A 24,596-nucleotide genomic window follows, 5' to 3' on the forward strand; every position below is an offset into this window, starting at 1 on the left:
CACCCTATGGTGGGCGTCTTGGTATCTGGTACCGGTGAACGGCCAGACTTTGCACGATAACCTGCAAGTTCCCATACTCATCGTTAATCGAACCTAGGATTGCCAGCTATCGTGCCCCACTCCTCCGACACCGCTTCCGAAACCGACCGCGCTGGCTCGCTCCCCCGGCTGTTCGTGACCAAGCTCATCCACTTCACCAAAAAGCTGGTGCGCCTGTTCACACGCCCCATGCGGGGAGGCGACAAGGGCGAGGGTGGGGTGATCGTCCATCCCTATCGCGGCTACGGCTCGCATACGGAAGCCTTCATCATGGGCCGTGTCTTCCGCCAGCCCGGACGATTGATGAAGTGGGAGAAAGGCGGTGCGGCTCGCGATCTGGTCGACGTCACGCGTCGTCTGGTCAGGCATGGTGTCAGGGATGCACGGGTCGACATCCGGCTCGGCGCGACCCACGCCACCGTCACCACCGATCGCGATGGCTACTTCCACGCCCATATCGACATTACCCACACCCTGCCCGCCGAAGCGATCTGGCACTCGGTCAAGCTGGAAGTCCTCTCGGAGGACGACGCCATCAGCACCGAGACCGAGATCTACATACCGCCGGCGAGTACCGACCTGATCGTGATCAGCGATATCGACGACACCGTGATGTACACCGGCGTCGCCAACAAGTTGAAGATGCTCTATCGCCTGTTCATGGAAAAGGCCGACCGGCGTACCGCCTTCCCCGGCGTCGCCGCCCTCTACCGCGCGCTCTATGGTGGTGCCGAGGGCAACCGCAAACGCCCCATGCTGTATGTCTCGCGGGGGCCCTGGAGCATCTACGAAGTTCTCGAGATGTTCTTCAACATGAACCGTATCCCGGTCGGGCCTATCCTGTTTTTGCGCGAGTGGGGCATGACGCTCAAGCGGCCCTGGCCACGCAAGGCCGAGGATCACAAGTCCGACGTCATCTGCAACATGCTGTCGCTCTACGACACGCTCCCCTTCATTCTCATCGGCGATAGCGGCCAGCGCGACCCTGAGGTCTACACCGAGATCGTCAAGATGCATCCCGACCGCGTCCGCGCCATCTACATCCGCAAGGTGGACAACGACCCGAAGCGGGACGCCGCGATCGAGGCCTTGGCCAATGAAGTCAAGCACGCCGGTTGCGAACTGATCCTCGCCCGGGACAGCGTCAGCATCGCCGAGCACGCGCTGGCGAAGGGATACATCTCGGAGGAAGGTTGCGAGGCGGTACGCGAGGACACGCATCGCCAGCAGCAGTAATAAGGCGCTCTTGCTGGCCTTTCCCTGCCTGCATTGCCATCGTTTATCGGAGAGAGGTCCGCCGAATGCTGGGCCTCTAGTCTCTGAAATGGAATGCCACGTCCGATTGAAACCACCCGCCCCTCACCTATCCCCCTCTGGATAAGTTGATGGCCTAACGACAGGCTTCCGCCGTCGTGTCTCACTTTTCTCCCTGAGAGACAGGCCTCATCAGCACGCTTCTCAAACCACTCACCCTTCCAGGGTCGTGGCTATGATTTCTTCCTCCAGCCGCCCGTTTGAAGCTAACGACTGAAGAGGAATAGCGGAAGACGAGCCGGCTGCAAGGCATCATTGTGCTCCGCCTAGTGGGCATTCCTTTCCTTCGGGTCTTCGGCCAGCGAGTTGACTCGAGATCCATCGGCGAACGAGATAGTTCGCTGCGGGAAGGGAATTTCGATGCCGACCTCGTCGAATCGGCGTTTCAGATTGACGTAACTGTCACATTGCAACACGAAACCGTTGGCAGGACTGTCTGCCCAGGCCCAAGCTCTCAGCGTAATCGAAGAATCACCGAGCGCCGTGACTCGTACTGGCACGATCGGGGCGTTATCTCGTATCTGCTCTTCTGTGCGTTGGTCAATGAGCAGCGGATGCTTGACGATCTCGTCTTGCATGATCGTCATCGCCTGCTCCAGGTCGGATGAGTAGCCGACACCCACCTCGATGATCTTGCAGATTTTATTGTCCGTGTGGTTGGCATTGACCACCACCTCACTGCTGATCTGTGAATTCGGGATGATGATTCGATTGTTCTCCGCATCCCGGAGGATGGTTTCCCGAAGCGTGATGTCTTCGACTGTTCCAGTGTAATTGCCGGAGACGGTGATTCGGTCGCCGATCCGGAACGGACGGAAGAACACGATCATGAAACCGCTGACAATATTGCCAAGTACTTGCTGCGAGGCCAGACCGCCGACAAGGGTGAGAATGCCGGCGCCCGTCAGTAGTGAATGACCCACGATATCGAGCTCGGGGATCCGTGTCAGGCATGCGCCAACGCCGACACCATAGATCACGACGGATATTAGACGCTTGGCGAAATTGAGCGCGGTTTTGTCGACCGAGGCGGTTGCCAACTTAGACGCTTCCAGCCTATTGATTATCGCAATGACAGCCCAGTTCACCATAAACGTAATGACTACGATGGTCACGAGTACCGATAGAAGCCGAAAGTCAGAAGGTACGCTGTCGAAGACTGATTTCATCTAGAAAGTCCTAAGAGCCGGAGCATGAAGCCTGAGCGCGCTGGCCCCCTTGGCGCAGAGAAGCGGAGGCAAGGAGGCCCGAATGACGAGAATCGATAGAACATGCCCGACGATTACTCATGTTGTAGGACATTGATGAGCTTTCCGAAAGGATCTCTGATGTAGAACCGGCGGACACCCCAGGGCTCAGTTACAGGCCCGTACTCAATCTTTATGCCATTGTTCTTCACCCTCTCCAGGGCGGTCTCCAGGATATCGACTTCTATGGACAAATCAGGAACAGGTGTGCCGGATCCGCCCTCCGAGGCCACGCTTACCTGACTGCTCATTTCCTCACCCGAGCTATAGGTCCTTATCCATCCGTGATCCATCACAAGCTTAAGCCCAAAAATAGCTGAGTAAAAATTCTCCGCATTCGAGGGATTGGCGGCGGCAATATTCGAGACTATGCGTTTCACCTTCATTCATGCCTCCCGCAAGCTACGACTCTTCCGACCCTGCCAAGTATGAGCGAGAGTGTGCTGGCCGGTCACTCGGTTTGGCACGAACGGAGGCGTTATAACCGGTCAGGAAAGCGATTGGGGGAGAGAGGGGCCGCCAGGGCGAGTGGTTCTCTCGATGGCGCTCCGGCGGGAACGCCTTGCCACGAGAGCACCACTCGCCAGGCTCGTTTCCGGGGCGGCTTCAGGCGGCCTTGCCGGAGGCGATGTCGGCGACCAGCGCCTTGAGCACCTTCCAGAACTCCTCGACGGAGGCCAGCTCGGTACGCTCGGTGGGTGAGTGGGCGCCGCGAATCACCGGGCCGAAGGAGATCATTTCCAGCTGCGGATACTTGCCACCGATGATGCCGCACTCGAGGCCGGCGTGGATCACCTTCACCGCGGGGTCGCTGCCCAGCTGCTCCTGGTGGAGCCGACGAAAGCGGGTCAGCAGCGTGCTGTCCGCGCTCGGTGTCCAGCCAGGGTAGACGTTCTCGACCCGCGTCTGGGCGCCGATCAGGCCGAACAGCGCCGTGAAACGGTCCGCCAGGTTGCGCGTCGCGCTGTCCCGCAGCGATCGCACCAGCGCGCAGAGGTGGAAGCGCCCCTTCTCCAGCGATACCACCCCCAGGTTGTTGGAGGTCTCCACCACGCCCGGCACCTCGACGCTCATGCGCTCGACACCGTAAGGCGCGGCGTGGAGGGCGGAAACCAGCAACTGGGTGGCGGTATCGGTCAGCGCCTCGGCCTCATCGCAGGAGAGTTCGCCCGGCGAGAGCGTCAGGGTGACGCCGTCGTCGACGCCGGCCAGCTCCTCGCGGTAGAGCGCCTGCAGGTCGGCGAGCACCTGCTCCACCGCCGGCAGATGGTGCTCGTCCACCACGATGGTGGCGAACGCCTCGCGAGGCAGCGCATTGCGCAGCGTGCCCCCCTGGTAGTCCACCAGTCGAATCTCGAACTCGCCCAGCCCTCGCAGCGCCCTCACCAGCAACTGGTTGGCGTTGCCCCGCTCCTTGTGGATATCGGCGCCGGAGTGCCCACCGACCAGGCCGGTCAGGGAGAGGCGACGCATCACCTCCTCCTCGTCGCAGCCGCGCATCGGCAGGTCGGCGTCGACCACGACATCGGCACCGCCGGCGCAGCCGATATAGACTTCGCCGCGATCCTCGGAGTCGAGATTGAGCAGGTAGCGCCCCTCCAGCCAGTTCTCGTCCAGCGACAGCGCCCCCTGCAACGAGGTCTCCTCCTCCAGCGTGAACAGCGCCTCGATCGGGCCGTGATCGATGTCGTCCGCCTCGAGAATCGCCAGCGCCGCCGCGACACCGAGACCATTGTCGGCACCCAGGGTGGTACCGCGGGCGTGGAGCCAGCCATCCTCGACGTAGGTATCGAGCGGATCGTTGAGGAAATCGTGGGGGTGGTCGCTGTTGGCCTGCGTCACCATGTCGAGATGGCCCTGCAGGATCACGCCGGGGACGGACTCGCAGCCCGGACTCGGCGCCTTGCGGATCCGCAGGTTGCCGTAGCTGTCGCGATCGTGGGTCAAGCCCTTGTCGTCGGCCCAGCGCTGCAGGATGTCGATCAACTTCGCTTCGTGGCCGGAGGAGCGCGGCGTATTGCAGAGCGTACGAAAATGACGCCACACGGGCTCGGGGGAGAGTTGCAGCAGATGATCGTTCATGGTCGATTCCAGCCTCGTCGCGCGGCGAGAAGCTCGCCGCAACGGGTGTCGAAAGAGTGATGAATGAAACCCGAGCCGCCAGCGAACCGCGGCTCATTTTGAGGTGCAAACACCTTACTCGTCTGACTGCGGCTTGACCATATGTGCCGAGCGCTCGCGCGCCTCAGCCAGGCGCCGGTGCGGTGCCCTCGGGATCGCGGCGGTCGTGGTGCCAGGCCAGCAGCGCCGCGGCCAGCCCGCGTGCGCTCGCCAGGCGTTCCCGCCGCCCCTGCAGTGAGAGCGCCTCGTCGCGATACTGGAACAACGCCGGGACGGCCACCCGCACCGACCGCGTCAGGGCGTCAGGCACCACGACTTTGCCCTCCTCGTCCGCCAGCAGGCGCTCGACCGTGGCTAGCGGCTGTCGCCGCCACCAGCCCAGCCAGGCCTCCCGCAACCAGGGCCGGATCGGTGCCAGCTCGCCGCCTCCGGCGGCAAACCAGTCCAGTCGCTCGTGGAGATCGACGGACAGGACCGGCACGGGCCCCTCGTGCAGCCAGGCCGCCACGACGAGCGGCTCGATCTCCCGCAGTTCACCTGCCAGCAGGTCCGGCAGGTGGCGTACGAAATCGTCATGCATCCGGTCGAGGAGCCGCGCCGAATCATCCGCCAGCGCCAACGCCATCATCTGCGCCGGCTCCCCGCTGGACGCCTCTCGAGTCAGCCCGATCCGCAGCGAGCGGAACCCCTGTCGACGCCAGAAGCCGGTCAACGACGGCTCCGCACCGTAGCTCACACCCAGGTGATCGACAGCGCGCTCCCGTGCCGTCGCGGCAACCCGCCCGATCATCGCCGAGCCGATTCCCTCCCGCCGGGCCTGCGGGTGAACGGCGATCCGCATGATGCGCCACCAGCTGGCGAGCGCGGCCTCCCGGTAACCGCCGTGGGTGGCCAGCGACTGTGCCAGCAGATGCCCTCGCGGTCGCCTCTGCCCCCGATGGATCGCCTCGGCCAGTGCTGCGTCGAAGCCCCCCTCCTGCTGCACCACGCAGATACCGACGGCCATGTCGCCGACGAAAGCCGCCAGCAGGTGAACGTCGGGGCCGTCCAGCAGGTGGCGAAGATCGCTCGGCGAGGTACGGTAGTGAGCCTGCACCAGCAGGCCGAAAATCGATCTCAGCAAGTCGTCGTCCCGGGCCAGCGCCGCCCGGTCCAGCCAGACATGGGCGACCGGCATCGAGCGCGCGACAGCGGGGTCGACGGCGACGATCTCGGCATCCAGGCACAGCAGGTCGCGGGTCAACGCTTCCAGCGGGTCGCCGGCCGCCCAACGAATGGGGGTATCCAGCGGTAGCCGCCGCCACTCCGGGGTCAGCCGATCCAGCGCCTCGCGCAGACGAATCTCGAATCCGCGGCCGGTGCCCTCGTAGCCATGCACCGTGGTGGCGAAGGCGATCCGCGGAAAGCGACCCAGCCAGTCGACCAGACGTGCGGCGGGAATCGCGGCCGCCTCGTCGACGAACAGCGTCGGCGGCGACTGCGCGTCGATGTCGCGTGCCGCCAGCGCGGGGACGACCTGCTCCGGTGCCAGCCATTCGACCCGGCACTCCCGACCGTCGACGCGGACCTCGAAACGACCCGCGTCGCGTCTACCGCCGGGCAGCAATCGCTGGAGGCGTTCGAACACCGCTTCCACCGCGACCGAACTCGATGCCGCGATCCAGAGCCGTCGCTCGCCCCGCATCAGTCGACGCGCGGCCGCGATGCCCAGCGCCGCGCTCTTGCCACGACCGCGATCGGCCACCAGCACCACCGGCCGGCGTCGCCGCATTCGCGTCAGTCGCGAAACCGCTTCGGCCTGGTCACGGGTCAGACAGTCGCTGTCGTTGACGCGATCCTCGATGTGAGAGTCCGGGTCGAGCGCTGGTTCGATGCTTGAATCGATGACTGGATCGGAGCTCGGGACGGAGAAGATCGCTGAAGACGAGAGCGGCAACGCGGTATCAGACGGCCATACCGCCAGATCGGCGCTGTCTCGAAGCCCTCCGGCGAGGCGCTGCAGGTAGTACGTCGACAGGGTTTCCGCATCATGGGGCCAGTGCGCCAGCCGTCGATAGTCGGCATCCGGCAGCCAGTCTGCACCGGTGGGCTGCTGCCAGTGCCTCGGTGTCAACAGCACCAGCCACCCCCCGGCCAGGACGGTACCGCTGATGGCGCCGAAGGCATCCGGATCGAATCCCGCCTCGGGGGATAGGGCGTCGAAGATCACCAGATCGTGCTCGCTGCCCAGCTGGCCGCGGGCGCGGGAGGCGCTCAGCCGCGTGATCCCCTCGGGCAGTGGCGACGCCTGGGAAGAGAGCGCCAGCTCGGGGCCGATCCACAGCGGAGAGTGCCAGCGCCCCGCCGCGATCCAGGCCCGAGCCTTGCTGACGGCCTGGGGGGCATCGTCGGCGATCCACAGCACGCCTCGCCAGCGCCGCCGCCGAAGCTCCTCGCGGCGCCCGGCCAGCCAGTCGCCGAGCCTGGGATGCGCATTCGAGGCGGACACGACCGACACCTAGCCGAAGGCATCGCCCAGATCGGGTTTCATCGTGGGGCAGTATCGGGCTGCGGCCACCGCGAGAAGAATCCCGACCAGGGTCAGCGCGACCGGCAGCCAGCTGAACACGACGCCGGAAGAGGTGTAGAGATAGAGGAAGAACACCGTCATCACGCCACCCCCCAGCAGCCGACCGGCCCTGACACCGGCGAGGTAGACGCTGGCCAGCACGCCGACGAATGGAATCAGCACGCTGAAGAGATTGATCGTGAACGCTCGCCCGGCCGCCGCCACGGCGGGAAGTATCAGCCACGCCACCAGTTCCCAGGCCACCAGGTAGATCGCCACCGGCGCGGCGAAACTCCCGATCAGGCGCAGCACGGTGCGGGTCGGCTCATCGGCGCCGGGCTTGTTTGATTGAGGCGTTTTCATCGCGGCAAACCATCCTGAACGATCGAACGAAACGCTGAGGCGGGTCAGCAGGAGAGCCAGATTACAGAAAGAAGCTTCGAGCTTCGAGCTTCGAGCTTCGAGCTTCGAGCTTCGAGCTTCGAGCTTCGAGCTTCGAGCTTCGAGCTTCGAGCTTCGTCAGAATGGTACGCCGACGATCCCGGCCCGCAGTCAATGCTCGATCTTCTTGAGCAGGAACACCAGCGGCACGCTCAGCAGGTAGATGCAGCCCAGCCACAGGAAGATGTCGTTGTAGGCGAGCACCTGGGCCTGGACGCCAAAGCGCTGGCCGAGCAGCGCCACCGCGCTGTGGTAGGGATCGGCGACGTGCCCGATCAGCATCGCCTGGTAATTGTCGATCTGCTGCTGGACCACGACTCGCCCCTCGTTGAGCGCGGGGATCAGCTGGTTCCAGTGATAGTCCTCGCGCCAGTCGCGCACGGTGTCGAGCATCGCCAGCCCCACCGCGCCGCCGAGATTACGCATCACGCTGAAGAGCCCGGCAGCGTTGCCCAGCTCCTGCGGCGGCAAGGTGCCGAGCGCGATGCGGGAGGCCGGGATGATGCACATGATCATGCCGATACCGCGCACGATCTGCGGCCAGAAGAACTGCCAGAACCCGGATTCGCTGGTGAGGTTGTTGTTCATCATCGTCCCGATGCCGATCAGCGTCAGGCCGAAGAACAGCAGCACGCGCAGATCGACCGAGTTGGTCAGCCGCCCCACGATGGGGGCGGTGAAGAACATCGCGACCCCGGTGACGAACATGACCTCGCCGATCTGCAGGCTCGAGTACCCCCTCACGCCGCCGAGAAACAGCGGCATCAGATAGACCAGGCCGTACATCGCGATACCGACCACGAACACGAGCCCGGTGCCGATGGAGAAATTGAGATTGCGAAAGGCGTGCAGGTCGACGATGGGAAATTCATAGGTGAACACACGCCAGAAGAAGCCGATGCAGGAGGCCACGCAGAGCAGTGTCATCCATACGATCAGCTCGCTGGCGAACCAGTCATCGCCCGGCCCCTCCTCGAGCACGAACTCGAGGCTGCCAAGAAACAGCGCGATCAGGATCAGGCCGCGAAAATCGAGACGTTTGGCGACCTCCTTGTCGCCCTTGTCGATATCGAGGAAGCGCCATGCCGCCAGGGTGACGAAGATCCCCGGAATCACGTTGGCCAGGAACAGCCAGTGCCAACTGAACAGCTCGGTGACGTACCCCCCGACGGTCGGGCCGATCGACGGCGCCATGGTCACCACCATGCCGATCACGCCCTGGACGGCGCCCATGGCGCGCCGGGGAAACAGCGAGAAGCTGATCGCCTGGGTGATCGGGATCATCGCCCCGCCCATGAAACCCTGGATGGCGCGCAATACGATCAGCTGCTCGATGCTCGAGGCGAGCGCACAGCCGAGGCTGGCCAAAGTGAAACCGGCGCAGGAGATGACGAAAGCGACCCGCGTCGAGAGCCAGCGCATCAGCACGCCGGAGAGCGGGATCATGATGATCTCGGCAACCAGGTAGGAGGTCTGGATCCAGGATATCTCGTCGCTCGAGGCCGAAACGCCGGCCTGAATCTCGTTCAGCGAGCTGGCGACGATCTGGATGTCCAGAATCGCCATGAACATGCCGAACACCGCCGCGATGAAGCCGAAGCGGTAGTGCCAGGACGGCATCTCCTGCGGGCCGGCGCCGGCTGGTGCTGCCACTTCACTCATGCCACGGACTCACAAGGGACTGTCACGATTGCGACCCGTCGTCCAGCTCGGGGCCGGGATCGAAATAGATCGCCTGGCCATCGACCTCGCGGGTATCCACCGAGGGCTCGACCGAGAGGCCGGACTGCAGCCGCCACAGTTGATCCTTGGGCCCGGTGACCCGGATCTTGACCGGCACGCGCTGGACGATCTTGTTGAAGTTGCCGGTGGCGTTGTCCTGGGGCAGCAGACTGAACTGGGTGCCGGTGGCCGGCGCCACGCTGTCGACCTTGCCGGTAAACGTGATGTCCGGATAGGCATCCACCGCAAGCGTTACCGGCTGACCCACCCGCATACGCTCGATCTCGGTCTCCTTGTAGTTGGCGACCACGTAGGCGCTGGCAACCGGAACCAACTGCATCAGGGTAAGCGACGGCTGGGCCAGATCGCCGGGCTCGACGGTCAGATTGCCGATGATGCCGTCGCGACGGGCGACGATGCGCGTCTTGGCCAGCTGGCTCTGGTTGTAGTCGATGTCCGCCTCGGCGGCGTCTCGATTGGCCTTGGCGCTGTCGATGGCAGCCTGGTCGGCCGACAGTCGCCGTTTGGCCGATTCGACGCTCGCCTGTCGCGCCGCCAGCGTGGCCTGTGCGACCCGCAGCGACGCCTGGTCGTCCTGCAACTGCTGGCGCGAGGCGTAGTTGTTGGCCGCCAGCGACTGCGAGCGCTCGAGATGCTGGCGCGCCTGGGCGACGTCGGACTGGGCAGCGGTCACCTGAGCCTGCGCCTCGTCGATACTGGCCTGGTCGAGCTCGACCTGGCGCTGGGCCTGGGTCACGTTGGCCGAGCTGACGGCCAGTTGCGCCTGGGCCTGGGCCAACTGGCTGCGGGTATCGCGGTCGTCGAGCCGCACCAGCAGATCGCCCTGCTTCACACGCTGGTTGTCGTCCACCGCCACCTCGATCACCCGCGCGCTGATCTCCGAGCGCACCGCGACGCTATCGGTGTGTACGTAGGCGTTGTCGGTCTCGATGAAAAAGCGACCGGTCTGCCACCAGTGCCACGCGAAGACGAGCGCCACCGCCAGCGCGACCAGTATCACGACTGCCGTGTAGAGTTTCTTTTTGATCTTCATGCCGAGCCTATTTTGATGCGGGAACTGCGCGCCCAACCAATGTGTAGTGTAGACTACACTATCTTCTTGAAAACGCCACCGCGTATCGAAAAAATCAAGCCTTGCCGGCACGAGGGAAAACCATGTCATCGCCACGCCCCCAAGACTCCCCCCCGACCACCGCGCGGGGCCGTCAGCGTCGGGATGCCCTGCTCGATGCGGCACAGCAGCTGTTTCTCGAGCATGGCTACGGCCAGGTCAGCGTCAACGACATCGTTGGTCGCGCCGGCGGGTCACTGTCCACCCTCTACCGCCACTTCGGTAACAAGGAAGGCCTGTTCCAGGCCATGGTCGAACGCCGCTCCCATCATATCTACGGCACCCTGACCGACGAGGGGGTCGACGAGCTGGCCATCGAAGCGGCGCTCCAGCGACTCGGCATCGACCTGCTGGTCAAGGTCATGGGTGAGGAAACCCTGGGCATCTACCGCGAAGTCGTGGCCGAGAGCCCCCGCCAGCCGCAACTGGCCCGGCTGTTCTTCGATGGCGGCCCCGGTCGCGTCCGGCTCGCCCTGGCGGACTACTTCGAGCGTCGGGTGCAGCGGCAACTGATGCCGGCCTGCGACACCGTCGAGCTCGCCGGCATGTTCCTCGGCATGCTGCTGGGTGAATGGCATCTGATTCGCGTGCTGCAACTGAAATCGCCGCCCTCACGGGCGGCGATCGAGGAGCGGGTGACACGCTGTGTCGACCTTTTCCTGCATGGCGTCCAGGGCCTTCCGTCACGATGACGCCAACAGTGCCTCGATGGTGATCGGTAGGTCGCGATGGCGCTTGCCGGTGGCGTGGTAGATCGCATTGGCGATCGCCGACGCCACGCCGGTCAGGCCGATCTCACCGACGCCACGACCCCCGAACTCGTTGTGCTTGAAGTCCGGGTAGTCGAGCAGCTCGACGTCGATCTCCGGCGCATCGGCGTGCGTCGGGACGATGTAGTCGGCCACGTTGGCGTTGATCAGCCGCGCATCCCGCGGGTCGTAGTCCAGCTTCTCGAGCAGGCCCATGCCGACGCCCATGACGATGCCGCCCTCGACCTGGTTGCGCGCCGTTGGCGGGTTGATCGCCCGGCCGATGTCGATCGAGGAGACCACCCGCGCCACGCGCACTCGGGAGATTTCCGGGTCGATACGGACCTCGACGAAGTGCGCGCCGAAGGAGCGGAAAGCGTACTCGCTGCGCTCGTCTCCGGGGGCGGCGCTGCCCTGACCGTTGACGCTCGACAGCTTGCTGGTCTCGAGGATCTCCTCGAAGCTCACGCGGCGCTCGCCATCGGTGAGGCCACCCGCTTGTGCGGAGAGCGAATCGGGGTCGCTGCCTTCGAATGCTCCGCCACTGCCCACTGCCACTTCCTTGATCGCATCCAGCGCGTCGCGCGCTGCCGCCGCCACGGCGGGCAGCACCGTCGCCGTCGCCATGGAGCCACCGGAGAGCGGCCCCGCCGGTAGGCTGGTCTCGCCCAGCTTGACCTCGATGCGCGAGAGCTCGGCGCCGGTGAGCTCGGCCACGGCCTGGGCGACGATGGTGTAGGTGCCGGTCCCGATGTCCTGAGTGCCGCAGGCGGCGAATAGCGAGCCGTCGGCGCGCAGCTCGACCCGCGCTTCGCACGGCTGACGTCCGGCTGACCAGGTGCAGGAGGCCATGCCGTAGCCGATGATCTCGTCACCGTCGCGCATCGAGCCGATGGCCGGGTTGCGCTGCTCCCAGCCGAAGCGCTTGGCAGCGCTGGTCAGGCACTCGTCGAGATGCTTGCTCGACCATGGCAGCCCGCTCGCCGGGTCCTGCTCGGCGTTGTTCTTCAGCCGCAGCTCCACCGGATCCATCTCGAGCGCCACCGCCAGCTCGTCCATGGCGGTCTCCAGCGCGAAGATGCCGGAGACCTCGCCCGGCGCGCGCATCGGGCACGGCGTGCCGTGATTCACCTCGAGCACGCGCTGGCTGGTCGAGACGTTGTCGCAGGCGTAGAAGCTCGGCGTGGCGCTGCCGCAGGTATCGACGTACTGATGCACCAGCGAGGTCTCGGTGGTGCTGTCATGGATCACCGAGGTGAGCTTGCCGCTGCGATCGGCACCCAGGCGGATACGCTGACGCGAGGCGGGGCGATTGCCGCCGCTGGTCATGTCCTGCTGGCGCGGCAGCACGACCTTCACCGGCCGACCGATCATCCGCGCCGCCACCGCGGTGGCGACCGAGTGGGGCCACATGAACAGCTTGTTGCCGAATCCGGAGCCGATGTAGTGCGAGATGACTTCCAGATTCTCCTGGGCGAGCCCGAAGACCCGCGCCATGGCGTTACGCTGGAAGAAGACGCCCTGGGTCGATTCGTGCACCACCAGCCGCTTGCCCGCGTCGCGCCACTCGGCGAGGGTCGCGTGCATCTCCATCTGCAGGTGGCTTTCGGCGGCGATGTGGTAGGTCGAGTCGACCTTGACCTCGGCACCGCCGAATGCCGCTTCCGGATCGCCCCGGGTGCTACCGGCGCTCTCCTGCAGCGTGCCTTCGGCCTCGGTCTGCAGCAGGCTGACGACGGCACCGCGCTCTTCACGATAACGGGCAACCACGCGTTGGGCCGCGGCCCGCGCCTGCTCGAAGGTCTCGGCGACGACGAGGGCGACATACTGGCCGTGGTAGTAGATGCGCTCGTCCTCGAACGGCAGGCGCACCTCGTTGACCATGTCGCCATGGGCCATGGAGTTGGGCGAGCGATGCAACGCCTCGAAGTGGCCATGATGGAAGATGTCCACCACGCCCGGCATCGCGCGGGCGGCATCGAGGTCGAGGGACTCGAGCACGCCATTGGCGATGGTGGCCGGCACCGGGTAGCCGTAGAGCATGCCGTCGACGTGGAGTTCGCCGGTATAGCCGGCGCGGCCTGTGAGCTTGAACTCGCCGTCGATGCGCGGGGTGCGCTGGCCGACGACGCGGGGCTTGTCGAAGTCGGGTCGGGTCATGTCGTTCATGCCTGGCTCTCCTGTGTCTCGCTCGCCGGCTTGTCGCCGCGGGCCGCATTGCGCAGCGCGCGCACGATCGCCTGACGCGCCAGGGGGATCTTGTAGCCGTTGTGCTCGCGCGCCTGGGCATCCTTCAGGGCGATGTCGGCGGCGCGCTCGAAGCTCGTCTTGTCGGCGGTCTGGCCGACCAGCGCCGCCTCGGCATCGCTGCAGCGCCAAGGTTTGGTGGCAACGCCGCCGAGCGCGAGGCGCGCTTCCCGAATCGTGTCGCCGTCGAGCATCAACTGGGCCGCGCAGGAGGCAAGCGCGAACTCGTAGGAAGCACGGTCACGCAGCTTGAGATAGTGCGAACCGGCGTTTTTCAGCGGCGCGTCCAGCGTGATCGCGGTGATCAGCTCACCATCGGCCAGATCATGCTCGATGTGCGGCGTGTCGCCCGGCAGGCGGTGGAAGTCGGCGAAGTCGACCTCACGTTCACCGTCGGGCCCCTGCAGCGTCAGCGTTGCGCCGATGGCAGCGATACCGACGCACATGTCCGACGGATGCACGGCGATGCAGGCGTCGCTGCCGCCGAGCACGGCGTGCATGCGGTTGATGCCGTCCATCGCATCGCAGCCGCTGCCCGGCTCGCGCCGGTTGCACTTGGCCGCCGGGTCGCGATAGTAGGGGCAGCGAGTGCGCTGCATCACGTTGCCGGCGGTGGTCGCCATGTTGCGCAGCTGCGTCGAGGCCCCCGCCAGCAGCGCTTCGGAGAGCACCGGATAGTGCGACTTGACCTCGGGGTGGTGGGCCAGGTCGGTATTGGTGACCAACGCGCCGATCTTGAGCCGACCGTCGTCGAGCCGCTCGACTCGCTTGAGCGGCAGCGCGTTGATGTCGACCACGTTTTCCGGCTTCAGTACGTCGAGCTTGATCAGATCGAGCAGCGTGGTGCCACCGGCGACGAAGGCCGTATCGGGCATCGTCCGATGGGCGGCATGATCGACGCTATCGGCGCGGGAGTAGGCGAAGGTTCTCATGCCGCTCCCTCCTTGCGCGTGGCGTCGTAGCCCAACTGCGCGCGGGATCTCTGGATCGCCTCGACGATGTTCTTGTACGCCCCGCAGCGGCAGATATTGCCGCTCATGGCCTCTTTCACCGAGGCGTCGTCGGTGCCGATACGCTCGTCGTTGAGCAGCGCAGTGGCGGACATCATCTGGCCCGGCGTGCAGTAGCCGCACTGATAGGCGTCGCACTCGAGGAAGTTCTGCTGCACCGGGTGGAGTTCGCCGTCGCGGGCGAGCCCTTCCACCGTGGTCACCTGCTGACCTTCACACATCACGGCGAGGCGCAGGCACGAATTCATCGCCTGGCCGTCGACATGCACGGTGCAGGCGCCGCACTGGCCGTGGTCGCAGCCCTTCTTGGTGCCGCCGAGCCCAAGCTGCTCGCGCAGCACGTCGAGCAGCACGGCGTTCGGCGCGACTTCGAGGGTGCGCGGCTCGCCGTTGAGCGTGAAATTGAGCGTCTGGGTACCGAGAGTCTCTGGCACCCGGGGTCGGGAATGCACGGAATCATCCATCTTGCCGGCTCCTCATCGGGGATCTAAACGGTGACGGCACGGCGCGTCACTGCGCCTCGTCACGGTCGTTGTCAGGTGTCGTCTTCGCAGGTCGAGCAGACGTAGAGCATTGTCTCGCTCTCTCGGTCACGGGCCTGGACCACGATCTATCGCGGTACCCGCCCGTCGCCAGCTGCCGCCGACGGCCATGCGGCGCGACGGCTCGGCCTGTCTGTCACGGAAGCGTCGGGTAGCCGATGTTGTCAGGACATCGATGCCACCCACCGACAACAGCATAGTCACGTCACCATGATCTCGCCCGGACCGTCGGCGGGAAATTTTGTCGCACCGTACCGCAACGGGTTCGACATCCGTTAAGCTCGGCGGCTAACGAGTTCACACCGGTCGACCGGATCGATGAATACGCTGTTACTGGTTCTAATTCTGCTGCTGGTCGCCTCGGCGACCGGCGTCATCACACGCTTCGTCCCCACGCTCCCGACCCCGCTGATACAGATATTGCTCGGTGCCCTGCTGGCATGGCCGGCGTCGGGGCTGCACGTCGAACTCGAGCCGGAGATATTCCTGCTGCTGTTCATTGCGCCACTGCTATTTTCCGATGCTCGCCGCTTCCCCCAGCGCGAGTTCATGATCCTGCGCGGCCCGATTCTGGCGCTGGCATTGGGACTGGTGCTGTTCACGGTGGTCGGGGTCGGCTACTTCATCCATCTCCTGTTCCCGACGCTGCCGCTGGCGATCTGCTTCGCCCTGGCGGCGATCCTCTCGCCCACCGATGCGGTGGCAGTATCGTCAATCTCCGGCCGCCTGCCGGTACCGCCACGATTGATGCGCATCCTCGAGGGGGAGTCGTTGATGAACGACGCCTCTGGCCTGGTGGCGTTCAAGTTCGCCGTCGCGGCAGCGCTGACCGGAACTTTCTCGCTGACCGACGCGGCCGGGAGCTTCCTGCTGATCTCGATCGGCGGTCTGGTGGTCGGCGGGTTGCTGGCCTTCGGTTTCAATTTCCTGCGCACGCGACTGATCGAGCGGCATCTCGGCGAGGCCACCACGGTACAGGTCATCCTGCTGGTGCTGCTGCTACCCTTCGCCGCCTATCTGCTGGCCGAGCATCTCGGCATGTCCGGCATCCTCTCCGCGGTGGCCGCCGGCATGGTAATGAATCGTGCCGACATCAAACGCGTCGGCCAGCTCCACACCCGCATGCAGACCCAGGCGGTGTGGGAAATGCTCGAATTCGTCCTCAACGCGCTGGTGTTCCTGCTGCTGGGATTCCAGCTGCCGGCGATCATCAGCGCCGCGCTGGATCACTCGCTGCACGACATCGGCGACTTCGAATTCCTGCGCCTGCTGGGTTACGTGGCCGCAATCTCGATCGCCCTGCTCGCTTCACGTTTCGCCTGGATCTGGCTGGCCCGGGAAGTGGGCCGCGGGCTCACCAGGCTGAGCGGCTTTCTCGGCGGACGGCCGCGGCTACCCTCGCCGGACAGCGGTGGCCGTGTGCCGCTCAAGCTGATGCTGGCGGCAACGCTCGCCGGTATTCGCGGCACCATCACCCTGGCGGCGGCGTTGTCGCTGCCCCATGTCATGGCTGATGGCACCCCCTTTCCCGCCCGCGAGCTGCTGATTTTCCTGGCGACCGGCGTGATCCTGTTCACCCTGATCACCGGCAGCATCGGCCTGCCGCTGGTGCTGAGAAATCTCAAGATCCCGGCCGATACCCATGAGTTCGAGGAGGAGCGCAAGGCCAGAATCGCCGGCGCCGAGGCCGCCATCTATCGCATCGAACGCTACCACCACGATCGCACCGGCGAATTCGCCCGCGACAAGACCAACGACGAGACGATCATCGCCTTCAACGACATCAGTTCGCAGCTGATGAGCTATTATCGCGAGCGTCTGACCCTGCACTCGACGGAAACGTCGACGCCGCAGCTCGCCGCCCTGCGCCAGCTGGAGCGCGACACTCGCCTGGAAGCGCTGCGCGCCGAACGCCGTGAGTACTACAAGCTGCGCCAGCGCGACCGCATCAACGACAGCGTGCTGCGCAAGCTGGTCCGCGAGGTCGACCTCGCCGAAGCGGCGCTGACCGGAGACCAGGGTGCAGCGCATCACTGATCGGCACGCTGAACACGCAAGCTCGAGCGACAGTCTCGAGTGCCACTACCGAACGACATCCTCGATCCGGAGACGAGACATGCCCCGACCGTTCTTCCGCCAACTGCGCCTGGCGCTGATCACCGCCGGCCTGCTGGGCTTCACCGCCAGCGTATCGGCGCAGGCGACACCGCCGGCCGAATCCGTTCAGGAGACGCCCTCCGTTCCCGGCATGATCGTCGCCAAGAGCGACGCTGGCGTGCACGAGACCGCCATCCGCTTCGCCGAACAGGCGCGGACCAGCGGCATGACCGTATTCGCCCGCGTCGATCACCGTCAGGGCGCGATGTCCCGCAGCATGGCGCTGTTGCCCAACGAAGTGGTCATCTTCGGCGATCCCAAGGGCGGCACCCCGCTGATGCAGTGCGCCCCGACCGCCGGCATCGATCTGCCGATGAAAGCCCTCGTCTGGCAGGATAACGATGGCCAGACCTGGCTCGGCTACAACGACCCGGCGTGGATCGCCCAGCGCCACGGCGTCGCCGACTGCCCCGCCGTCAAACCGCTCCAGCAGGCGATGCGGAAGCTGGTCGAGGCGACGCTGCAGGAGTAGTTTCGAAGGGAAAAGCCGCCGCGCCCGTCGGACATGATTGTCTGACAGACGCGGCGGCTTTCGTTGACGCGGGAACGATCACCTCACGAAGATCTTGCCCTTCGTGGCGTCACGCGCTCCGTGCCTGGGGCACGTCATCCATCAGTTTGTCGAGGGTGATCGGCAACTCGCGGATGCGCTTGCCGGTGGCGTGATGGACGGCATTGGCAACGGCCGCAGCCAGACCCGTGACCCCGATCTCGCCGATGCCACGGGCGCCATACTCGTTGAATGCCAGATCCGGGTAGTCGAGCAGGATCACGTCGATCTCCGGCTGGTCGGCATGCACCGGCACCACGTACTCGGCGTAGTCGTTGTTGACCGGCCGGGCGTTGCGCTCGTCGTACTCGGTCGCCTCGAACAGCCCCATGCCGATGCCCATGACCACGGCGCCTTCGACCTGATTGCGCGCGGTGGTCTCGTTGATCACGCGGCCGACATCGATCGCGCTGACCACGCGGGCGACGCGCAGACGCGAGATGCCCGGGTCCCAGCGCACTTCAACGAAGTGGGCCCCAAAGGAGCGGTAGGAGTACTTCGAATCCGCCCCTTCGGTATGCGCCTCGCCATCGGCGCTGCCGTAACGGCCCGCCTGGAGGATATCGGCGAAGCTCACCTGCTTGCCATCGGCGTTGCGCAAGCCGCCATCCGCGACCTCCAGATCGTCGCTGGAGGCCCCGGCAAAGGCCCCGTTGCTACCCGTGGCATAGCGCTTCATTTCATCGAGCGCGTTGCGCGCGGCTTCGGCAATGGCCGGCAGCGTGGTCGCCGTCGCCCAGGAGCCGCCGGAAACCGGCCCGTCGGGGTAGGAGGAGTCGCCGAGCTTGACGGTAATGCGATCGATCGGAATGCCGGTCACGTCGCTGACCGCCTGGGCCACGATGGTATAGGTGCCGGTGCCGATATCCTGGGTGGCGCAGGAGGCAAACGCGGTGCCATCGGCGCGAATCGAGACCCGCGCGTCGCAGGCCATCTTGAGCGCTTCCCAGTTGCACGCCGCCATCCCGTAGCCAACGATCTCGCGGCCCTCTTTCATGCTGCCGACTTCCGGCTTACGGTCGGCCCAACCGAACCGTTCGGCGGCCCGCTTGGTTGCCTCGACGATATGGTTGCTCGAGAACGGCAGGTCTTTGCTCTCGTCGCGCTCGGCGTAGTTGTCGAGACGAAACTGCACCGGGTCGATACCCACGGCGTCGGCCATCTCGTCGATCGCCGACTCCAGCGCGAACAACCCGGGCGCAGCGCCCGGGGCGCGCATCGAGGTGGGCGTGCCGCGATTCACTTGGGTCGTCTCGTGGCTGACGGTGAGGTTGGGACAGCGATAGAGGCTCTTGGTGACGCTTCCGCAGGTCTCGACGTACTGGTCGGTGTAAGAGGTCGTGTTGATCGACTCGTGCCGCAGCGAAACCAGCCTGCCGTTGTCGTCCGTCGCCAGACGCAGGCGCTGGCGCGTTTCCGGCCGATGCCCGGTCGTGGTGAACATCTGCTGGCGCGGCACGACGAGTTGAACGGGACGGTCGAGTTCGCGGGAAGCTGCCGCCGTGGCGATGGCGTGGGGCCAGGTCCACAGCTTGCTGCCGAAGCCGGAACCGATGTAGGGCGCGTGGACGGTGATCCGCTCCGGCGGAATGGCGAAGATCTTGGCGAGCGCGTTTCGTGCCACCACGACCCCCTGGGAGGCATCGAAGATCGTCAGATCGCCGTTGTCCCACCACGCCGTGGAGGCGTGCATCTCCATCGGATTATGCGTTTCCACCGGCGTGCGGTAGGTCGCATCGATGGTGGTCGCCGCGCCGTCGAAAGCCGACGCCGCGTCACCGCGATCGTGATTGCCGCTGCCGGCCTGGGTGCCATTGGCCTCGACACCCTGGTCCAGATTGGCCACGGCCTTGTCCGCCGCGTAGGTCACCTTGACCCGACGCGCCGCCGCTCGGGCATTCTCGAAGGTGTCCGCGACGACCAGCGCCACGAACTGACCGTCGTAGTAGACGCGCTCATCCTCGAACGGCAGCCGGGTCTCTTCGACCTTGTTGCCCTGCGCGAAGCTCGACGGTGTCCGGTACAGCGACGGGAAGTGGCTGTGGTGGAAGATATCGATGACGCCCGGCATCTTGCGGGCTTCGTCGACGCTCAACTGCGAAACCTTGCCACTGGCGATGGTGCTGAAGACGCCGTAGCCGTAGGCCAGATTGGGTGGCAGGTTGTCGGCAGCGTAATTGGCACGTCCGGAGAGCTTGTCCGGGCCATCGATGCGCGGCACGCCTGCGCCGATGATGCTTTGCGGTTTGTCGCTCATGGTCGATTCTCCTCGCGGGCGATCAGGCGGCGGTCAGGTCGGAAAGATTGCGCACGATAGCCTGCTGGCCGAGCGGAATCTTGTAGCCGTTCTGGGAGTAGGCGATGGCATTCTCGAAAGCGAGCTTTGCGGCCTCGGCAAAGAGTCGTTCGCTCGCCGACTTGCCCTTGAGTGCAGCCTCCACCTCCGGTGTCCGCCACGGCTTGGTGCCGACGCCACCCATCGCCACGCGGGCATCCGTAATGGTGTTGCCATCCATCTGCACGATCACCGCGCTGGAGGCGAGCGCAAACTGATACGACTGGCGGTCGCGCAGCTTGAGATAGCCCGAGCGGCTGCCGTCGAGCGGCGCATCCAGCACCACATGGGTAATCAGCTCGCCCGGTTCCAGCGCATGTTCCCGTGCCGGGGTATCGCCAGGCAGCAGATGGAAATCGGCGAAATCGATCTCGCGGACGCCTTCTGGCCCCTGTACTTCGATGGTGGCGCCGATGGCGATCATGGCGACGCACATGTCCGAGGGGTGCGTGGCGATGCAGTCATCGCTGGTGCCGAGCACTGCGTGAACGGTGCGGTTGACGCCGCCGATCGCCGCGCAGCCGCTGCCGGGCTCGCGCTTGTTGCAGTCGGAAACGCCATCGCGGAAATAGGGGCAGCGCACCCGTTGCATGACGTTGCCGCCGGTAGTGGCCTTGTTGCGCAGCTGGGTCGAGGCGCCGGCCAGCAGGGCCTGCGAGAGTACGGCGTAATCCTCGACCACGCGCTCGTCACGGGCCAGCGCGGTATTGGTCACCATCGCGCCGATACGCAGGCGGCCATTGTCCAGGCGCTCGATCTGGTCGAGCGCGACACCGTTGATGTCGACGATCTTGTTCGGCTGCATGACGTCGAGCTTGACCAGGTCCAGGAGCGTCGTGCCGCCGGCGAGAAAAGAGACCTCTCGATCCGCGCCGTGAGCGGCCACCGCCTGCTGCGCGCTCTCGGCGCGAGCGTAGTCGAAATGTCTCATGCACTGCCTCCTTGCAGGGCGCCTCGAGCCGACTGGATCGCCGCCACGATGTTCTTGTAGGCGCCGCAGCGGCAGATGTTGCCGCTCATCGCCTCGCGCACGTCGGCGTCACTGGTGCCGATGGAGTCGTCCTGGAGAATTGCCACCGCGCTCATCATCTGGCCCGCCGTGCAGTAGCCGCACTGATAGGCGTCGTGCTCGAGAAACGCCTGCTGGATCGGATGCTGCTGGCCGTTCTTCTCCAGCCCTTCGACGGTCGTGACCTCGTCGCCGTCGTGGGTGACCGCCAGGCTGAGACAGGAGTTGATCGCGGTGCCGTTGACCAGGATCGTGCAGGCGCCGCACTGGCCATGATCGCAGCCCTTCTTGGTCCCGGTGAGGCCGAGACCGTGGCGCAGCGCGTCGAGCAGAATCACGTTGGGGGTCACGTCCAGCTGATGACGCTGGCCGTTGACGGTCAGCGTGATGCGCTGCGTGCCCTCGGCAGGCGGGGCATCGGTCTGGGTCTGCGGCTGGTCCGGCGACCCGGCATAGCTCACCTGGGAGAGCGCCGGTGCTGCCGCCACTGCCAGGCCGGAGATGCCCGCGGTCTGCAGGAAACGCCGGCGACCGGGGGAGCTTGGCCGTACCGAGCTGCTTTCGGGATCGTAGATGTCTACGCCCGCACTCGAACGCTGGTTGTCGTCCATGGAATCATCCTCATCAGTTTCCGCCCGTCATTGTCATGCCCGTCGTTATCATCGTTGCTATCGGCATGTCGGGCGCGCCTCGGTGCAGGCGAGACGGCGGAGCGACCAGCGAGAGCTCGCCGGCCAGGGAGTCAGCAACCCTCCGCCGTGTCAGGCGGCGGAGGCTTACTTAACTTAGGAGAGCCGCCAGGGCGATGCAAAGCCTGGCGATTGGTTCAGGAGCATTCCGCGGCGATCGCAGAGGATTGGGCAAGAGATCGGCGCTCAGCTTTCGTCCACGGCTGCCAGCGCCACACGCAAGTGTTCCAGCAGCACCTCCCCCGCCGGCGGCAGGCTGCGGTCGGCAGCGACACAAAGCGCCAGCTGGGCGTGCAGCCGTCTGTCGCTCAGCGAACGGAACACCAGCTCGCCCTGGGCCAGTTCGCGCGCCACATCCAGCCGGTTGAGAAAGGCGATGCCGAGCCCGGCCCGCACCAGTGACTTGATCGTCAGAATGCGATTGCAAGAGGCCACCGGCGGCAGGGCATAAGGCGAGTTGGCCAGCAGCTTTTCAAGCGTCGATCCGCGGAACATCTCTCCGCTCGGCGCGACCAGCCGATAGGCGCGGCAGTCGCGCAACTTGACCGCCGCCTGCTCGGCCAGCGGATGCGTCGGCGCAACGACGACGCCGAATTCGAGATTGACGCGCTGGACGAAGCGAACCTTACGGGTCGGCGGGGGATTGATACAGATCCCGATATCGGCATCGCCGATCTGTACCTGCTCCAGGATCGACTCGGTCATGCCGGTCTCGAGCACCAGCCGCAGGGCGCGAAAGCGCTGGCTGAAGGATTCAAGCAGCGTGGGCAGCAGCTGGTCGGTGAGTGACTCCACCGTCGCCAGGCGAATCTCGGCGGTCCCGGCGCCGCGGATATTGCCCAGGATTTCCAGCAGATGGCGTTCGTCGCGCTGCCACTGGCGAGTCTGGTAGAGCAGCAGCTCCCCGGCGGCGGACAGGCGCAGCCCCCGCGGCAGCCGTTCGAACAGCGGCACGCCCAGTTCGGCCTCCAGCTTGAGAATCTGGCGATTCACGGCGGAAGCCGCCACATGCAGCCGCTCGGCGGCCTTGCGCAGGGAACCTTGCCGGGCCACCTCTTCGAAATAGCGGAGCGATGTCTGTAGCAGCTGCATGAGAATGTTCACCCTCGTCCAAATGGTTACTGTTGCCGAAAAGAGAACGGTATGCACGAAAATCAATGATGGAATCGTACAACCAAATCTCGTTAGCTTACGACCACCGCCAAGGCTCGCACCGGAGCGAAGCCGGCCAGTAACGGGTGCGAGCCGAGTCGTTCCAGACGGCGAACAAGCGCGCAAGCGGGACCCCATGCCAATAACAACCGGAAGCCCGTCATGAATGCCAAGACCGACAGCGATTCCAAAATCGTCAACGACTCGAAGTTCAACCGTGACGCCAAGTTCGACGACGTCGGGCGGGGCGGCGATCCCCTGTCCCGGGCGTCCGACGTTGACCCCGTCGACGAACGTCTCTCGCCGGGCGCCCTGCTGCTTTATGGCCTTCAGCATCTGCTGGTCATGGCAGCGGCGCCGATCACCGCCGTGTTCCTGATCAGCCAGGCGCTGGATTTCCCGACCGAAACCGCTACGGCCCTGATGAGCGCGACCTTCCTCGCCTGCGGGGTCGGTACCCTGCTGCAAACCTTCGGCCCGTTGGGTATCGGTGCCCGGCTGCCCTTCGTCCAGGTGCCGGGCGGCGCGCCGATCGTGATCTTTCTCACCATCGCCCAGACAACCGATATTCAGACCGCCGTCGGCGCGGTGATCCTGACCGCCCTCTGCTACTTTCTCGTCCTGCCCTTCTTCACCCGGCTGCTGCGCTTCTTTCCGCCGATCGTCATCGGCACCATGCTGCTGCTGGTTGCGGTCAATCTGATCCGGATTTTCGGCAGCCTGATCATCGGCAGGCCGGGAAGCGACGACTACGCCGCGCCGCTGCAGATCCTGCTGGCGCTGGCAACGATGGGCGGCATCGTGCTGTTCGCCCGCCTGCTCTCCGGTGCCTGGCAGCGTATCTCGGTCATGCTGGGGCTGGTCGTGGGAGTCCTCGTCGCGGCGGTCGCCGGCGAGATGCACTTCATGCCGATCATGGACGGGCCACTGATCGCCCTGCCGACGCCGTTTCCCTTCGGCATGCCGCATTTCGACCTCTTCGCCTCGCTACCGCTGATCATCTTCAGCGTGATCGCCATGACCGAAGCCACGGGGCAGACCCTGGCCACCGCCGATATCGTCGGCAAGCGCGGCGATGCCCGGCTGCTGGTGCCGCGCAATATCCGCGCCGATGCGGTGGGCTCATTGCTGGGCGGTTGCCTGGGCACGTCGCTGATCATCACCAGCGGCGAGAACATCGGCATCGTCAGGACGACCGGCGTCCGCTCACGCTATGTCACCGCGGTGACCGGCACGCTGCTGATACTGCTGGCGCTGTTTGCCCCGCTGGGGCGGCTGGCGGCGACGTTGCCCAATGCCGTCGTGGCCGGCACCGCCGTCATCGTGTTCGCCGTGATCGGCGTCATGGGCGTCAACCTGCTGCGCCGGGTCGACTTCGATCGCCAGGGCAATCTCTTCACCCTGGCGGCCGGGCTCGCGATGGGCCTGCTGCCGATCCTGGTGCCCGACTTCTACAGTGCCTTCCCCGCTTCGCTACAGATCGTGCTGGGCAATGGCCTGGCGATGGGCACCGTGACGGCCGTTCTGGTGAATCTGCTCTTTCACCACACCGGAGCCACCGAGCCATCTCGTGAGCGCTGAATGGAAACCTT

19 protein-coding genes are annotated in these 24,596 nt (G+C 65.2%); 5 read left to right on the forward strand and 14 right to left on the reverse strand.

Annotation, left to right across the window (positions count from 1 at the left end; translation table 11 throughout):
- The first annotated feature begins 111 nt into the window (after positions 1 to 111).
- Complete coding sequence (locus AAGT95_RS02675; RefSeq protein WP_342595434.1) at positions 112 to 1,275, forward strand: App1 family protein; 1,164 nt, start codon at positions 112 to 114, stop codon at positions 1,273 to 1,275.
- A 344-nt stretch (positions 1,276 to 1,619) separates the two neighbouring features.
- Here AAGT95_RS02675 and AAGT95_RS02680 read toward each other — a convergent pair whose 3' ends face one another.
- The 7 genes from AAGT95_RS02680 to AAGT95_RS02710 form a co-directional block, all read right to left on the reverse strand.
- Entirely contained in the window at positions 1,620 to 2,522 is a 903-nt protein-coding gene (locus AAGT95_RS02680) for a mechanosensitive ion channel family protein (protein ID WP_342595435.1), read from the reverse strand.
- Between the two features lie 113 nt (positions 2,523 to 2,635).
- Positions 2,636 to 2,986: a VOC family protein gene (locus AAGT95_RS02685; RefSeq protein ID WP_342595436.1), complete on the reverse strand. Its 351-nt coding sequence runs from the start codon at positions 2,984 to 2,986 to the stop codon at positions 2,636 to 2,638.
- Between the two features lie 220 nt (positions 2,987 to 3,206).
- The gene (locus AAGT95_RS02690) at positions 3,207 to 4,682 is read right to left on the reverse strand and encodes an aminoacyl-histidine dipeptidase (RefSeq protein ID WP_342595437.1); all 1,476 of its coding nucleotides are present in this window, start codon (positions 4,680 to 4,682) and stop codon (positions 3,207 to 3,209) included.
- A gap of 163 nt (positions 4,683 to 4,845) precedes the next feature.
- Positions 4,846 to 7,209 carry a tRNA(Met) cytidine acetyltransferase TmcA gene (locus AAGT95_RS02695; protein WP_342595438.1) on the reverse strand — a complete coding sequence of 788 codons (2,364 nt, stop codon included), beginning with the start codon at positions 7,207 to 7,209 and terminating at the stop codon, positions 4,846 to 4,848.
- Between the two features lie 9 nt (positions 7,210 to 7,218).
- Positions 7,219 to 7,632, reverse strand: coding sequence for a hypothetical protein (locus AAGT95_RS02700; RefSeq protein WP_110707980.1), 414 nt, complete (start codon positions 7,630 to 7,632; stop codon positions 7,219 to 7,221).
- Between the two features lie 189 nt (positions 7,633 to 7,821).
- Positions 7,822 to 9,372: a DHA2 family efflux MFS transporter permease subunit gene (locus tag AAGT95_RS02705; RefSeq protein WP_110707981.1), complete on the reverse strand. Its 1,551-nt coding sequence runs from the start codon at positions 9,370 to 9,372 to the stop codon at positions 7,822 to 7,824.
- A gap of 22 nt (positions 9,373 to 9,394) precedes the next feature.
- A complete protein-coding gene (locus AAGT95_RS02710) occupies positions 9,395 to 10,486 on the reverse strand; it encodes an HlyD family secretion protein (RefSeq protein ID WP_342595439.1) in 1,092 nt (363 codons plus the stop codon).
- Between the two features lie 122 nt (positions 10,487 to 10,608).
- Between AAGT95_RS02710 and AAGT95_RS02715 the strand changes: the two genes are divergently transcribed.
- Positions 10,609 to 11,256 (forward strand): TetR/AcrR family transcriptional regulator, encoded by a 648-nt coding sequence (locus AAGT95_RS02715; protein ID WP_342595440.1) that lies wholly within the window; start codon positions 10,609 to 10,611, stop codon positions 11,254 to 11,256.
- Here AAGT95_RS02715 and AAGT95_RS02720 read toward each other — a convergent pair.
- Genes AAGT95_RS02720 through AAGT95_RS02730 form a run of 3 tightly spaced genes read right to left on the reverse strand, consistent with a single transcriptional unit; the run spans position 11,248 to position 15,034 of the window.
- A complete protein-coding gene (locus tag AAGT95_RS02720; protein ID WP_342595441.1) occupies positions 11,248 to 13,482 on the reverse strand; it encodes a xanthine dehydrogenase family protein molybdopterin-binding subunit in 2,235 nt (744 codons plus the stop codon). The genes AAGT95_RS02715 and AAGT95_RS02720 overlap by 9 nt on opposite strands.
- Positions 13,479 to 14,492 (reverse strand): xanthine dehydrogenase family protein subunit M, encoded by a 1,014-nt coding sequence (locus AAGT95_RS02725; protein ID WP_342595442.1) that lies wholly within the window; start codon positions 14,490 to 14,492, stop codon positions 13,479 to 13,481. Before AAGT95_RS02725 ends, AAGT95_RS02720 begins: the two co-directional genes overlap by 4 nt.
- On the reverse strand, positions 14,489 to 15,034 hold the full coding sequence (locus AAGT95_RS02730; RefSeq protein ID WP_110598085.1) for a (2Fe-2S)-binding protein: 546 nt from the start codon (positions 15,032 to 15,034) through the stop codon (positions 14,489 to 14,491). The genes AAGT95_RS02725 and AAGT95_RS02730 overlap by 4 nt, the downstream gene beginning before the upstream one ends.
- A 396-nt stretch (positions 15,035 to 15,430) precedes the next feature.
- On the opposite strand from AAGT95_RS02730, the gene AAGT95_RS02735 reads away from it, so the two are divergent.
- Both AAGT95_RS02735 and AAGT95_RS02740 read left to right on the forward strand, forming a co-directional pair.
- Positions 15,431 to 17,149 carry a Na+/H+ antiporter gene (locus AAGT95_RS02735; RefSeq protein ID WP_110707984.1) on the forward strand — a complete coding sequence of 573 codons (1,719 nt, stop codon included), beginning with the start codon at positions 15,431 to 15,433 and terminating at the stop codon, positions 17,147 to 17,149.
- 79 nt (positions 17,150 to 17,228) lie between these two features.
- Positions 17,229 to 17,741, forward strand: a complete 513-nt coding sequence (locus AAGT95_RS02740; protein ID WP_342595443.1) for a DUF302 domain-containing protein — start codon at positions 17,229 to 17,231, stop codon at positions 17,739 to 17,741.
- 109 nt (positions 17,742 to 17,850) lie between these two features.
- Here the strand turns inward: AAGT95_RS02740 and AAGT95_RS02745 are convergent, their stop codons facing one another.
- From AAGT95_RS02745 to AAGT95_RS02760, 4 genes are all read right to left on the reverse strand, one after another.
- The gene (locus AAGT95_RS02745) at positions 17,851 to 20,076 is read right to left on the reverse strand and encodes a xanthine dehydrogenase family protein molybdopterin-binding subunit (RefSeq protein WP_342595444.1); all 2,226 of its coding nucleotides are present in this window, start codon (positions 20,074 to 20,076) and stop codon (positions 17,851 to 17,853) included.
- Positions 20,077 to 20,098: 22 nt separating this feature from the next.
- Entirely contained in the window at positions 20,099 to 21,085 is a 987-nt protein-coding gene (locus tag AAGT95_RS02750; protein ID WP_342595445.1) for a xanthine dehydrogenase family protein subunit M, read from the reverse strand.
- Complete coding sequence (locus AAGT95_RS02755) at positions 21,082 to 21,774, reverse strand: (2Fe-2S)-binding protein (protein ID WP_342595446.1); 693 nt, start codon at positions 21,772 to 21,774, stop codon at positions 21,082 to 21,084. Before AAGT95_RS02755 ends, AAGT95_RS02750 begins: the two co-directional genes overlap by 4 nt.
- A gap of 264 nt (positions 21,775 to 22,038) precedes the next feature.
- Complete coding sequence (locus tag AAGT95_RS02760; RefSeq protein ID WP_162302594.1) at positions 22,039 to 22,944, reverse strand: LysR family transcriptional regulator; 906 nt, start codon at positions 22,942 to 22,944, stop codon at positions 22,039 to 22,041.
- Positions 22,945 to 23,166: 222 nt separating this feature from the next.
- Here AAGT95_RS02760 and AAGT95_RS02765 point away from each other — a divergent pair, with 222 nt between their 5' ends.
- A complete protein-coding gene (locus AAGT95_RS02765; RefSeq protein ID WP_342595447.1) occupies positions 23,167 to 24,585 on the forward strand; it encodes a uracil-xanthine permease family protein in 1,419 nt (472 codons plus the stop codon).
- Positions 24,586 to 24,596 lie beyond the last annotated feature (11 nt).

The sequence above is a fragment of the Salinicola lusitanus genome (genome assembly GCF_038648475.1).
GTDB classification, from domain to species: Bacteria; Pseudomonadota; Gammaproteobacteria; order Pseudomonadales; family Halomonadaceae; genus Salinicola; species Salinicola lusitanus.